The sequence below is a fragment of the Streptomyces sp. sk2.1 genome (assembly GCF_008120935.1).
GTDB lineage: Bacteria > Actinomycetota > Actinomycetes > Streptomycetales > Streptomycetaceae > Streptomyces.
The window spans coordinates 1,660,424-1,673,703 of record NZ_RDBO01000077.1; the positions used below are offsets into that span (position 1 = coordinate 1,660,424).

The following is a 13,280-nucleotide window of genomic DNA, read 5'->3' on the forward strand; positions in this document are numbered from 1 at the left end:
CACTCTAAGCGCCGTGCCAGACTGCAGGACATGCGACGCCTCTTCCCTGTGACCGACCTGACACCGGCCGACGACGAGGGGGAGTGGCCCCTGGACGCCCTGGCCGACGCCTACGCCTACCCCGAGCAGGACGGCCCCTGGCTCCGCGCCAACATGGTTTCGACCCTCGACGGGGCCGCCCAGCACGACGGCCGCTCCCAGCCGATCTCCTGCGAGAGCGACATGCGGATCTTCGGCACCCTGCGCGGACTGGCCGACGTGATCGTGGTGGGGGCGGAGACGGTGCGGATGGAGGGCTACCGGCCCGCCAGGGCGCGTGAGGCCTTCGCCGCCCGCCGTGCCGCGGCCGGGCAGGGGCCCGCGCCGGCGATCGCCGTGGTGAGCGGCAGTCTGGACCTCGACTTCTCGTTGCCGCTGTTCACCGCGCCGCTCGTGCCGACCATCGTGCTGACCGGCGCCGGGGCCCCGCCGGGCCGGATCACGGAGGCGTGCGCGGTCGGCGCCGATGTGGTGATCGCGGGAGAAGGGTCCCGGGTGGACCCGGCCAGGGCCGTACGGGAACTGGCGGCCCGCGGGTTCCGGCGGCTGCTGACCGAGGGCGGCCCGAGGCTGCTGGGCCAGTTCGTGGCGGCCGGGGTGCTGGACGAGATCTGCCTGACCCTCTCGCCGATGCTGACCGCCGGGGACGCGCAGCGGATCGCCGGGGGTCCCTCGATGGCAGTGCCGGAACGATTCGTCCTGGCTTCCCTGCTGGAGGAGGCCGGGTTTCTCTTCACTCGGTACCGTCAGGGCTGAAAAGAGCGGAATTACCCGTTCCGGTTAGCTTCGGGTGGGCACAATTACTCTCGCAGACCCCGTGCGAGCACGGGGAAGGATGGTTTCAGCAGAGACCGGTGACGGTCACTGAAGCAGAAGGGCACCCGTGGTGTTCACCAGCGTTTTGATGATCGAGAAGCCCCTCACTTCCGGGGATGTCGACTTCGTCACCACCCTGCACGGCGAGGAGCAGATCTCCTTCGTCGTGCTCATGCAGCCCCGCGGTGACCAGGCCGATGTGCTGCTGCGGGCGATCGACGACCTGGCGATGGGCGAACTGAAGGAAGCCGTCCGCGAGGGCGAGGAGCCCGAGGGCAAGAACGCCAGACAGCCTGCCGAACTCGCGCTCGAAGTGTCGCTGGAGGCGCTGCGCCGGGCGGGTTCCGAAGCGGTGGGACAGGTGATCGAGGACCACCCCCTGGACAAGCTGAAGTCCGTGGTCGACGAGGCGGAGGCGGACGAGGTCATCGTGCTGACCGCACCGCACTACGTGGAGGAGTTCTTCCACCGCGACTGGGCGTCCCGGGCCCGTCACAAGGTCGGCGTACCGGTGCTCAAACTCTTCGCGCACAGCGAATAGGCTGGGCGGGCACCTTCGTACCGACTCGGGTACTCGTACCGACTTCTTGGGGAGACACACGCATGGCACCCGGTATTCCTGCCGCCATGGAACGGCCGCACTTCATCGGCATCGGCGGCGCCGGAATGTCGGGCATCGCGAAGATCCTCGCCCAGCGCGGCGCCAAGGTCGCGGGCAGCGACGCCAAGGAGTCGGGTACCGCCGAGGCACTGCGGGCGCTGGGGGCGACCGTCCACATCGGGCACGCCGCCGGGAACCTGGCGGACGACGCCTCGTGCGTGGTCGTCTCCAGCGCCATCCGCCCCGACAACCCGGAGCTGGTGCGCGCCGCCGAACTGTCGGTCCCCGTCGTGCACCGCTCCGACGCGCTGGCCTCCCTCATGGGCGGCCTGCGCGCCATCGCGGTGGCCGGTACGCACGGCAAGACGACCACCACCTCGATGCTGGCCGTCGCCCTGACCGAGCTGAACCTCGACCCCTCGTACGCCATCGGCGGCGACCTCGCCGGGCCCGGCACCAACGCCACGCACGGCGAGGGCGAGATCTTCGTCGCCGAGGCGGACGAGAGCGACCGCAGCTTCCAGAAGTACGACCCCGAGGTCGCGATCGTCCTCAACGTCGAACTGGACCACCACGCGAACTACGCCTCGATGGACGAGATCCACGAGTCCTTCGAGGCCTTCACCGACAAGATCGTCCCCGGCGGCACGCTGGTGATCTCCGCCGACCAGGCCGGCGCCGTCGAGCTGACCGCCCGCGTGCGCGACCGCGCGGGGGCGAACGTCGTCACCTACGGCGAGGCCGACTCCGCCGACGTGCGCGTCCACCGGATCACCCCGCGCGGCCTGACCAGCGAGGTCACGGTCCTCCTGGGCGGGAAGTACCTCACCTTCACCGTCTCCGTGCCCGGCCGCCACTACGCGCTCAACGCGGTCGCGGCCCTCGCCGCCGGCGTCGCCCTCGGCATCCCGGCCCACAACCTGGCCTCCGCCCTCGGCAAGTACACCGGGGTCAAGCGTCGCCTCCAGCTCAAGGGCGAGGCGGCGGGCGTCCAGGTCATCGACTCGTACGCGCACCACCCCACCGAGATGACCGCCGACCTGGAGGCGATGCGCGGAGCCGTGACCGACTCCCGGATCCTGGTGGTCTTCCAGCCCCACCTCTTCTCCCGCACCCAGGAACTCGGCACCGAGATGGGGCAGGCCCTCGCGCTGGCCGACGCCTCCGTGGTCCTGGACATCTACCCGGCCCGCGAGGACCCGGTCCCCGGCGTCACCAGCGAGCTGATCATCGACGCCGCGCGGGCCGCGGGCGCCGACGCCACCCCCGTCCACGACAAGTCGGCCGTCCCCGGCGTCATCGCGGGAATGGCGAAGCCCGGCGACCTCGTTCTCACCATGGGGGCGGGCGACGTCACGGACCTCGGCCCGCAGATCCTGGACCACCTGTCGAGCTGAGGGAGCGACGTGTCGTACGACATCGAGAAGCCGGACGAGCAGTGGCGCGAGGAGTTGACCCCGGCCGAGTACGCGGTCCTGCGCCAGGCCGGCACCGAGCCCGCCTTCGTCGGTGAGTACACCGACACCAGGACCGAGGGCGTCTACTCCTGCCGCGCCTGCGGCGCCGAGCTGTTCCGCTCGGACACCAAGTTCGAGTCGCACTGCGGCTGGCCGTCCTTCTACGACCCGAAGGACACGGACGCGGTCGAGCTGGTCCAGGACCGCAGCCACGGCATGGTCCGCACCGAGGTCCGCTGCGCCCGCTGCGGATCGCACCTCGGCCACGTCTTCGAGGGCGAGGGCTACCCCACCCCGACGGACCAGCGGTACTGCATCAACTCGATCTCGCTGCGCCTGACGCCCACCGGGGACTGACCGCCGCCCACCGGGCGGAACGGCACGGGCGGGGGCCGACGCGGCCGGGCGTCAGTCCTCGTCCCCGTCCGGGCCCTCGTCCCCGGCGGCCACCGGCCGCAGCAGCGGATGGGCGACGCCCGGGAAGACCACGGCCCGCGCGGCCCGCTCCCCGGGCCCGGCCGGTGCCGCCCCGGCGATGCCCCACGGGCGGCCCGGCAGCACCACGGTCAGGACGTACGAGGACGCGCAGCCCATGCAGTCGTAACGGTCCGCCCAGGTCTCCACGTCCGTGACGCTGCCGGGATACCGCGCCACGTGCCGGTGCAGGGCGTGGCAGCGCCCGCACCGCTCCCCGGGCTCGCAGGTGCTGCCGCAGGGGCACGGCACGTCCGGCGACTCGGCGGGGTGCCAGCGCTGGGTGAGGACGGCCTCACGGGTGGCGCCCATGTCCTTCATCGCCTTCAGATGCCGCGCGGCGACGTTGTAGGACTCGCCGGTCGCGGCCATCCGGTCGCGGATGACGTCCTTGCGTCCGCGGTTCGTCGTCATCTGCTCCTCCTGAGGCATGTCACGCAGCCCGCCGGGAGCACACGAGATCGGTACGCCCCACGGTACCGGCAACTTCGCACCGCTTCGCCGCCGCGCGCTGCTGCGGACACTGCCACGAGTACCGCACCCGGCGGGAACGGCCCCGCTCCGCCGCCGCGCGCTGCTACGAACGCCGCACCCTGGCCGTCAGCCGGCTGCCGAGCCGCCTGCCGAAACCGCCCGGCCGGCTCCACGTCCGGAACGCCTCCGCCGTGCGGCTGCTGCCGATGCGCCCGGCCGCCTCCTCGACCGCCGCGGCCCCGTCGGCGGGCAGACCGCGGACCACCGGCCGCAGCACCTCCTCCAGCAGCGCCGTCCGGACCTCGCCCCAGGCGGGACCCGCGTGCGGATGGGCGCTCCAGACCGCGAAGCAGTCGGCGACGTAGGCCGGTTCGGAACGCAGCCGGGCGAGGACCGCTTCCTGCCGGGCGGCCCTGCCGTAGGCCGCGAGGAGATCGGCGTCGTCGCTGTGGACGAACGCGTACAGCTCCGCCTCCGGGCGGTCCGGGGACAGCAGCCGCTGCGCCAGCGCCCCGAACGCCTGATCGCGGACGCCCGGCTCCACCGGCTCGGCCGCCGCGCACAGCCGCCGGGCCCGCTGCGCCCAGTCCGGCTCCGCCGCGCCCGACCGGAGCTCCCGCGCGAACTCCAGGAGCAGCAGGGCGCCGCGCGCCCGCGCGTCGATCTCCCCGGGAAAACCGCGCAACAGGTCATGGGCCAGCTCGGCGGCCTCCGCGTCGTCGCAGGGCGCACCGAGCGCCGCCGCGACGAGCACGGACCACGTACCGGCCGCCCGGTGCGCGTCGGAGGTGGACCCGCCCAGCAGCAGCCGGGCCTCGCCCGCCGTGGGCGTGCCGTCGCCCCAGACCAGCCCCATCGCCGTACGCAGCACCAGCGGCTCGGCGAAGGGCGACAGCCCGCCGGCCCGCAGCACCGCGTGCAGCGACCCCACCCGGTCGTCGCCACCGCCCGCCTTGGCGTCCGGCGCCGCCGCGCACATCCGCAGATGCGGCAGCACCTGCGCCCCGGTGAACGGCAGCGCGACCCCGGACAGCAGCCGCTCCGTACCCGACGGGTCGTACGGGGCGAGCCGGTCCAGCTCGCCGAGCAGTGCCGTCCGCACGTCGAACTGCTCGTCCAGGAGGGCGAGCAGCACCGGCCCGAAGTCGCCCGCCCCCTCCTCCAGCAGGGACCGGGCCATCCGGCCCACGACGGCGGGGAGCAGATCCGTACAGTCCACGTCGAGCAGCCGCGCGATGCGCAGCAGCTGAACGGTGCGCCCCACGTTCCGGCCGGGGGCGGCGTCCGGGACGGCCACCGGCCCGCCGGTGGCCAGTTCGGCGCGCAGATCGTCGCCGACGGCCCCGACGAGCGCCGCGGCGACGCGTTCCCCGTCCGGACCGGCGAAGACCGAGCGCCCCGGGGGAGTCACGAGGACATCGCCCCCGTAGACCGCCTCCGTCACCAGCAGGGCGCCGAGGGAACCCGTCACGGCGGCCGGGGCCCGTCCGTCGAGCGCGGTCGACAGCCGGGCCACGGCGGCGAGTTCACGGGGCGTGCGGTCGATGTCCGGGTCGGTCAGCGCGTCGGTGAGCCGGTGCGTGCGCTCCTCGTCCAGGGCGTACGGCCGCTCGGCGGCCCACTCGGCCGCCGCGGCCCGCTCGCCGGGCCCGAGCGGAACGCCCGCGCAGAGCGCCGTCACGGCGAGCGGCCCGGCGGCGAACGGCCCGCCGGGCAGTTCGGCCGCCGCCCGGAACAGCTCGGGGGACCGGTTCCGCCAGATCCGGGCGCAGGTCTCGGCCCAGGCGTCGTCCACCGGCTCCCCGGGCCGGGCACCCGAGCAGTCGTGCACCCGCAGCGGCCCGGCCCCCGGGCCGTCGGGGCCGTTCGCCGGCGGGGCGTCCTGCGGGAGCACACCGACGATCCGGTACGGGGAACGCGCCGGACGGCGGGTGTACGTGGTGAACGTCAGCCGGTGCGCGTCGTCCGGCGGGAGCACGGCCGAGGCGAGGGCGATCCACCTGGCCACATCGGCGCTGTGCCGCTCCACCAGCACCAGGCGTCCCGCCGCCGGGTCCTCGCACACCCGGCGCAGATCGGCGAAGACCGCCGCCAGCCAGGGGCCCCGGGAGACCGCGAAGTCGTTCAGCGCCCCGGGGCCGAAGGCGGCGGAGGCGGGCAGCGCGGATATCCGGTCGGGGGCGCCGCCCTCCGGCGGCGTGGAGGCCCAGTTCGGCGACCGCCAGGCGGTGATCGGCAGGGCGCCGCCCGGCAGCCGCGTACCGGCCGGCAGGTGCACCGCGTGCGCGTGGAACCCGAGGGTGCCGTGCCCGGCGAACGCCACCGCGCGGGACAGCAGGTGCCCGCCGTCCGGCAGAGACCCGAAACTGAACGCCTCGGGCAGCGACCGGAGTTGGTCGGTAGTCGGCCGGTGCGGGGCGTCGGCGGGCGGCTCGTAGCGAAGCAGTTGCTCGGCCTCGGCCAGTACCTGCGTGGGCAGTCCGGCACTGACCGCGGTGAAACGCGCGCCGCTGCCGCCCCCGTCGTCGTCCGCGGAGGCGGCAGCGGCAGAGGTGTAGTGCAACTGCGCGAGACTCATGCGTCGGGCCCTCTTCGTCCTTGCCGCGGAACTCCCCGTGCCCCTCGGGGCGGACCGTACGACGCACGGCGACGACCCCGGCGGGAGGCGGGAACCGCGATCGCGGGAGCGACGCTATCAAGGCGCGCGCCTCCCCGCGCGCCCCGCCGAACGGCCGTACCGCGCACCGGAATCGCCGCCCCTCGCCCGACGGTCACCGCCCCGGCCGGTGGAGCAGGTGCGGGACGGGAGAGCCGCCCGTCCCGCACCTGCCGGGCCCGGCGTGCGGCGAGGAAGCCGGGGTCGTCAGTCGGCGAGGACCTTTCCACCCCAGAGCCCGCCGCTCGGGACGCACTTGTAGTCGTAGACGTTCGAGGCGGCCATGTAGTAGGACTTCCGGGCCTTGCAGGCGGACTCCGTGGAGAAGTACTCGCCGGTCCACTGCCAGGTCGCCGGGACGGCGGACGCGCTCCGGGAGTCGGCGGGCGCGGTGGCGGCCTGGGCCGGAGCGGCGACGGCTCCCCCGAGCAGGAGAGCGGCCCCCACCGCCGTACTGGCAAGGACGTGACTGATACGCATGACGCATTCCTCGTTTCTCGGGTGCGTTGCGGGTTCCCGACACGGTGCCGGGCACCTTCTCCGAGCGGCACGGACACGGCCCGACGGCCCCGATTCCCCCTTCATCGCGCCCGTCCGACCGCAGTCGGGCCGGGCCGTCGATGACCAGGGACGAAGTGAACCGTGTCCGTGCTCGCTCATGGACAAGAGTGGCCGGGCGGCCGATCGTTGATCGACGTGATTTGGTCTGGCCCGAATAACGGCATCCCGGACATGCTCTGCGTCATGCCACTGCGTATCCACTTCACCGCCGAGGACCTGGCCCGCACCCGGCTGGCCAACGGGCCTGGGCCCATGCTGGAGTTGGACATCGCGCTGCGGCTGCTGCAGGAGAGCAGCCATCCGACCAGGTTCGGTGCCTGGCGCCGGGAATCGTTGCGGCGGCTGCCGCCGCGGGTCGGGCGGCTGTGCGACCTGATCCCGCCGACGGGCTGGACCGTGGGGTTCCTCGGCCACGCGACCGCCGGCACCATCGAGGAAGCGCTGGACCGGGTCCGTGCCACGCCCGCCGCCCGGATCCGCAAGGACATGGAGACCTGGGCCGGGCACGACCACCGGCGCCCCGTACCGGCCTGGACACAGGCACTCGGCAGCGACGGGCGGCTGCTGCGGGAACTGGCCGACACCGCCGCCCACGCGCACCGGCAGATCATCGCCCCGTACCAGCAGCGGATCGACGCCCTCAGCGGCGCGGACCAGGCGCTGCGCGCGCGTCAGGTCGCCCACGGCGGGCTCCAGGCCCTGCTGTCCGGGCTCAACCCCCGCCACATCCGGTGGAAGCCGCCCGTCCTGGAGCTCACCATGGCCTCCGGCAGCACGGGCGACATCCATCTCGCGGGCCGCGGACTGCTCCTGATCCCCTCGGTCTTCGGGGCGGTGTACCCCGCGCTGGACGACACGGCCGAACCCCAGCCGTGGCTGACCTACCCCGTCGGCCTCCGCGACACCGACCTCTTCCTGCCGCCCGTCGAGACGGCGCGGACCCTCGGCACCGTCCCCGACTCGCTGGCGGCGCTCCTCGGCCACACCCGCGCCGTGGTGCTGTGGACCATCGCGCACCGCCCCGGCTGCACGACCACCGAACTCGCCCGCCACGCGGGCATCTCCCCGGCCAGCGCCAGCCAGCACGCGACCGTCCTCCGCACGGCCGGCCTCGCCCACACCACCCGGCATCACAACACGGCTCTTCACACCACCACCCCCGCGGGCCACAACCTCCTCGGCACCACCGGCTGACGGCGCACTCCGCGCGGCGGGCCGTACCGAGTGCGCCGGGCGCACCTCAATGGCCCAGGCACCGGCCGCCCCGTCGGTCGTTGGTCGTCTTCGGATCGATCGATTCCCCCGAGGGCACCGCTCGATGGGCCCAAGGGGTCATCCGAGCAGAGGAGTTACTCCGTTGAATCTCAAGACTCTCTCCGTGGCGACGGCCGTTCTGGCCCTGGCCGGTCTCGCCGGTGCGGCCACGGCCGGCGCGGCGCCCGGCACGGTCTCCGGCGACGGCGGCAACCGCATCGGCACCCTGCGCGTCAACGGCGACGCCTACGTGAAGGAGGGCGGTCTCAGCGCCACCTGGGTCAAGGAGTCCGGGAACGTCAAGCAGATCGCCCTGTCCGGCAACCGCATCGGTGTGCTCACCGGTGACGGAGTGGCGTGGGTGAAGGAGGGCGGCCTCAGCGCGACCTGGGTCAAGGAGGCCACGGACGTCAAGCAGATCGCGCTGTCGGGCGACCGCATCGGCGTCCTGAAGGACAACGGCGACGCCTATGTGAAGGAGGGCGGGCTCAACGCGACCTGGGTCAAGGAGTCCGTCAAGGTCAAGGAGCTGGAGCTGTCCGGCAACCGCATCGGTGTCATCACGGGTGACGGGGTGGCGTGGGTGAAGGAGGGCGGCCTCAGCGCCTCCTGGGTCAGGGAGTCCGACAACGCCATCGGCATCGACCTGGCCGGGAACCGCATCGGCGTCCTCGCGGGCAACGGCGTCGCCTGGGTGAAGGAGGGCGGCCTCAGCGCCTCGTGGGTGCGGGAGGCCGACGACGTCGTCCAGCTCGAACTGTCGGGCGACCGCATCGGCGTCCTCAAGGACGACGGCAAGGTTCACGTCAAGGAGGGCGGCCTCAGTGCGACCTGGGTGCACGAGTACGACCAGGCCGTCCAGATCGCCCTGTCCGGCAACCGCATCGGCGTCCTCAAGGGCGACGGCGACGCCCGGGTGAAGGAGGGCGGCCTCAGCGCGACCTGGGTCCTGGAGGCGGGCGACGTGACGGAGTTGGCGCTCTCCTGACCCCGCCGTCCGGCAGGTGACCCGTGGGACCCGCCGCGCCGCGCACCGGTGCCGACTTCGGTGTGCGGCGCGGTGCCGCCCGGGACGTGTCGCCGATCCGGAAAATCGCTGGCCAGAGCTTTGCCGTTCCATTACAAAGGTGCCATGAGCACTTCCCCCTCCCCGCAGGCCGCCCAGAACCCCGGCCCCGTCGACCGCAAGTCCTTCGTCCGCACCACCTTCGATCTGGGAGACGTGGTGCTGCGCCCCTGGACCAGGGAGGACGCCGGGTCGGAAACCCTGCTGGACGGCCTGGTGGCCGCCGGGACGGACCCGGACATCGCCCTCTGGAACCCCATCGCGATCGCCGACCGGGACGCGGCCCGCGCATGGGTGGAAGCCCGCGACGGAGTGTGGGAACGCGGCGCGGCCGCCCCCTTCGTCGCCCTGGACGCCACCGACGGCACCCTGTTGGGAGGCGTCAACCTGCGCTGGGTCGACCGCGAGGACGGGCTGGCGATGATCGGCTACTGGCTGCTGCCGGCCGCCCGCGGGCGGGGCCTGGCGACCCGGGGGACCCGGGCGGTGACGAGTTGGGGCTTCGCGACGGCCGACGCCCGCCGCATCGAGATCGCCCACGCCGTGGGGAACGAGGCGTCCTGCCGGGTGGCCGACCGCTGCGGCTACCTCCCCGAGGGCACCCTGCGCGACTCCCACCGCTTCGGCGACGGCAAGTACCACGACGAGCACCTGCACGCCCGGCTGTCCACCGACCCGGAACCCGCCGGGGACGAGGGGAAGTAGCCCGGACGACACCCCCGTACGCCAGTTCGGTGACGACAACTCCCTTGAAATGCAAGTGATCTGTCGGTTCGTCACCGATATCGGCGATCGTCCGGGAATCCCGGACATCCTGATGGCGCAATAGTTTTCCCGGGAACCGGCAGCCCCTCTTCCGTACTCATAGGATCGACGCGACTTCGGGGATACGGGGGTGGTCGATCGTGCTGCGCGGCGGGCCGATACGCGGATGGCGCGGGTACGGAGTCCTGGCAGCGGTACCGCTGTTGCTGGCGACCGCGTGCGGTGGGAGTGACGGAGGGGGCGGGAACGGAGACGTGGCGAAGAAGCGGCCGAGCGCCTCGAAGGCCATCGCCGGCGCGAAGGGATCGTCCGACGCCACGGCCGGACCCGTCGTCGACGCCGACCCGGCGCGACTGCCCACCACCCGGAAAGCCGCCCTCGGCCTCATCGGGAAGGTCATCGCCAACCCTGACGACTTCGGTCCCGGCATTGTCGCCCGCACCCCGTACGAGAGCGGGCCGGACACCTGGCCGGTGCTCGGCGCCGACTGCGTGTGGCAGCAGGGCGACCCGGGCCGCGGGATCCTCGCCACCCTCACCCGCTCCTTCGAGATGCCCGCCGCCAAGGGCAAGGGGCCACTGCGACTGGCCGCGATCGTGACCGTCCACCGCACGGACGACGGCGCGCGGTGGGAGATGGCCGGATCGCTGGAGGAGTCGATGCGCTGCCCGACACAGCAGTTGCGCCAGGGCGAGTTCATCGGCGGACTCGGTGCGGGCACCCTGGCCAGGGGCGAGGCCAACCAGACCAACTCGGACGACTCGCTGATGGAGTCCGGCGAGTACCGCAGTGACGAACTCGGTGGCCCCCACCCGTACTTCTGGTCCCAGGACCGGATTCTCCGGTTCACCTTCGCCGTGACCGCCAAGGGTGCCAAGGGATGGGCGAGCGGTGAGATCGACTCCGTCGCCTTCCAGGCCCAGAGTGCCATGCTCGTCCGGCTGAGCGAGAACATCAGGAAGAAGGGCTGAGACGCATGGAAGAGCTGCGGCCCTCGGATCCGTCCTGGATCGGCGGACACCGGCTGCTGGGACGCCTCGGCGCCGGCGGCATGGGCGCCGTCTACCTCGGCCGGACCGCCGAAGGCGCACTGGCCGCCGTCAAGGTGATCCTCCCCGAACACGCCGGGGACACCGACTTCCGGGTCCGCTTCCGCCGCGAGGCCGAGGCCGCCCGCCGGGTGGACAGCCCCTGGGCGGTCCGGGTGACCGGATCCGGCACGGAGGACGAACGCCCCTGGCTGGCAACCGAGTTCGTGCCCGGACCCGCGCTCTCTGAGACGGTCGCCCGCTGCGGACCGCTGCCCGCCCGCAGCGTCCGGGTCCTCGGTCGGCTGCTGGCCCGCGCCCTGGCCTCGGTGCACGCGGCCGGGCTCGTCCACCGCGACGTCAAACCCGGCAACGTGCTCCTCACCGCCGACGGGCCCCGGCTCATCGACTTCGGCATCGCCCGGGTCACCGACGCCACCGCGCTGACCGCCGCGGACCTGGTGGTAGGAACCCCCGGCTTCCTCGCTCCGGAACAGGCCACCGAGGGCGCCGCCGCCGTCGGACCGGCCGGTGACGTCTTCTCGCTGGGCTGCCTCCTCGCGTACGCCGCGACCGGACGACCGCCCTTCGGGAGCGGCGCCGTGGACGCCCTGCTCTACCGCACCGTCCACGAGGCACCGGATCTCGGCGGCGTCGACGACCCCGAACTGTGCGCCCTGCTCGGCGCCATGCTCGACAAGGAACCGGCCGCCCGCCCCACCGCCGCCGCACTCGACGGGCGGATCGCCGAGGACGCCCCGGACAGCTCGGTCGGCTGGCTGCCCGAGGACGTCGTACGGCTGATCGCCGAGCGGTCCGCCGAGATCCTCGCCCTGCCAGGCATCGATGCCACCCACGTCGACGCCCCGGACACCGCCCCCGCCCCGTCCCGGCGCAGACTGCTCCTCCTCGCGGGGGCCGGAGCGGTGGCCGTCGCGGGAGGCGGCGCCTTCGCCGTACGCGAGTGGCTGCGCGACGACGACACCGCGGGCTCCGGCGGGGCCGGCCCCCGGACCTGGACCATCGGTGTGCAGGCCGACCTGTCCGGGCCCCGGGCCGCTGTCGGACGGGCCCAGGAGCGCGGGGTGCGGCTCGCGGTCGACCGGTTCAACTCCCGTACCGACAAGCCGTTCACGCTGCGGGTGAAGGCGATCGACGACCGGGGCGCGACCGCCGAGGGCAAGCGCGCCGCCGAGCGGTTCACCCGGGACCGCGACGTGCTCGCCGTCGTCGGCCCCACCGACGACCCCGTCACCACCGCGGTGCTCGGAACCTACGACGAGGCGATGCTGCCGATCGTCACCGTGTCATCCCAGCAGATCACCTTCGCCGCGCGGTCGATGAGGCCCTTCTTCCAGGCCGTCCCGTCCGACGTCGCGCTCTCCTACGCGATCCGCAACCGGCTGGTGCTCCGCCCCGACGTGCAGCGGCTCGGGGTACTCGTCGACCGGGCCGGGGGCCAGTCCGCCTACCTGGCGGGCTACTACCTCAACCGGTTCGTCGTCGACACCACGGACGGGACCACCTATCCGCGCGTGGTGCCCGCCGGCACCCGCGACCTCGCCCCGGTTGTCGACGACATGCTCACGCACCGGAGCGACGCCTTCTTCCACGCCGGGGACCCGGCCGGGGCCGCCCGCACCGCCCGGGAGCTCGCCGCCACCCCCTACAAGGGCCCGCGCATGGCCATGCACCCGGCCATCGGCGACCGCTTCCTGAAGGACGCCGGGGCCGCCGCCGAGGGCTGGGAGTTCGTCGCGCCCTGGATCGGCGCCACTGCCCCCGCCGTGAAAGAGTTCGCCGCCGCGCACCGCAAGAAGTACGGCGGCGCCCCCGCTCCCTGGGCCGTCGAGGCGTACGACGCGGCCGGGCTGGTCCTCGCCGCCGTCACCGCCCTCGCCCGGAAGGACCGGCCGCCCGCTCGGTCCGCGCTGGTCGCGAAGATCTCCTCGTCCACGTACCGGGGGATCTCCCGCACCTACTCCTTCACCGACGGCTACCGGCTCAAGGGCGCGGACGGCCACCTCCACGGCGTCCGGGACGGTGTGTTCCGCTACCTTGGCGCGGCCCCCGCAAAGACGGGCTGATC

12 protein-coding genes are annotated in these 13,280 nt (G+C 73.4%); 9 read left to right on the plus strand and 3 right to left on the minus strand.

What is annotated here, in order from left to right; genetic code table 11:
• The first annotated feature begins 30 nt into the window (after window positions 1–30).
• From EAO76_RS34540 to msrB, 4 genes are all read left to right on the plus strand, one after another.
• On the plus strand, window positions 31–795 hold the full coding sequence (locus tag EAO76_RS34540; RefSeq protein ID WP_262375943.1) for a pyrimidine reductase family protein: 765 nt from the start codon (window positions 31–33) through the stop codon (window positions 793–795).
• A 148-nt stretch (window positions 796–943) separates the two neighbouring features.
• Window positions 944–1,396 (plus strand): indole-3-glycerol phosphate synthase, encoded by a 453-nt coding sequence (locus EAO76_RS34545; protein ID WP_148840020.1) that lies wholly within the window; start codon window positions 944–946, stop codon window positions 1,394–1,396.
• A 62-nt stretch (window positions 1,397–1,458) separates the two neighbouring features.
• Entirely contained in the window at window positions 1,459–2,853 is a 1,395-nt protein-coding gene (gene murC / locus EAO76_RS34550; protein ID WP_148840021.1) for a UDP-N-acetylmuramate--L-alanine ligase, read from the plus strand.
• A 9-nt stretch (window positions 2,854–2,862) separates the two neighbouring features.
• The gene (gene msrB, locus EAO76_RS34555) at window positions 2,863–3,270 is read left to right on the plus strand and encodes a peptide-methionine (R)-S-oxide reductase MsrB (protein ID WP_148840022.1); all 408 of its coding nucleotides are present in this window, start codon (window positions 2,863–2,865) and stop codon (window positions 3,268–3,270) included.
• Window positions 3,271–3,321: 51 nt separating this feature from the next.
• On the opposite strand, the gene EAO76_RS34560 is transcribed toward msrB, so the two are convergent.
• The 3 genes from EAO76_RS34560 to EAO76_RS34570 all read right to left on the minus strand — a co-directional run bounded on the left by EAO76_RS34560 (window position 3,322) and on the right by EAO76_RS34570 (window position 6,997).
• A complete protein-coding gene (locus EAO76_RS34560) occupies window positions 3,322–3,801 on the minus strand; it encodes a hypothetical protein (protein WP_148840023.1) in 480 nt (159 codons plus the stop codon).
• Between the two features lie 163 nt (window positions 3,802–3,964).
• Window positions 3,965–6,439, minus strand: a complete 2,475-nt coding sequence (locus tag EAO76_RS34565; RefSeq protein WP_148840024.1) for a GTPase-associated protein 1-related protein — start codon at window positions 6,437–6,439, stop codon at window positions 3,965–3,967.
• Between the two features lie 285 nt (window positions 6,440–6,724).
• Window positions 6,725–6,997 (minus strand): hypothetical protein, encoded by a 273-nt coding sequence (locus tag EAO76_RS34570; protein WP_148840025.1) that lies wholly within the window; start codon window positions 6,995–6,997, stop codon window positions 6,725–6,727.
• Window positions 6,998–7,261: 264 nt separating this feature from the next.
• Between EAO76_RS34570 and EAO76_RS34575 the strand changes: the two genes are divergently transcribed.
• From EAO76_RS34575 to EAO76_RS34595, 5 genes are all read left to right on the plus strand, one after another.
• Window positions 7,262–8,272: a winged helix-turn-helix domain-containing protein gene (locus tag EAO76_RS34575; RefSeq protein WP_148840026.1), complete on the plus strand. Its 1,011-nt coding sequence runs from the start codon at window positions 7,262–7,264 to the stop codon at window positions 8,270–8,272.
• Between the two features lie 163 nt (window positions 8,273–8,435).
• Window positions 8,436–9,320: a peptidase S1 gene (locus tag EAO76_RS34580; RefSeq protein ID WP_148840027.1), complete on the plus strand. Its 885-nt coding sequence runs from the start codon at window positions 8,436–8,438 to the stop codon at window positions 9,318–9,320.
• 144 nt (window positions 9,321–9,464) lie between these two features.
• Window positions 9,465–10,103 (plus strand): GNAT family N-acetyltransferase, encoded by a 639-nt coding sequence (locus tag EAO76_RS34585; protein WP_148840028.1) that lies wholly within the window; start codon window positions 9,465–9,467, stop codon window positions 10,101–10,103.
• Window positions 10,104–10,417: 314 nt separating this feature from the next.
• A complete protein-coding gene (locus EAO76_RS34590) occupies window positions 10,418–11,134 on the plus strand; it encodes a hypothetical protein (protein ID WP_376036909.1) in 717 nt (238 codons plus the stop codon).
• 5 nt (window positions 11,135–11,139) lie between these two features.
• Window positions 11,140–13,278, plus strand: coding sequence for a bifunctional serine/threonine-protein kinase/ABC transporter substrate-binding protein (locus EAO76_RS34595; protein WP_148840030.1), 2,139 nt, complete (start codon window positions 11,140–11,142; stop codon window positions 13,276–13,278).
• Window positions 13,279–13,280: the final 2 nt, after the last annotated feature.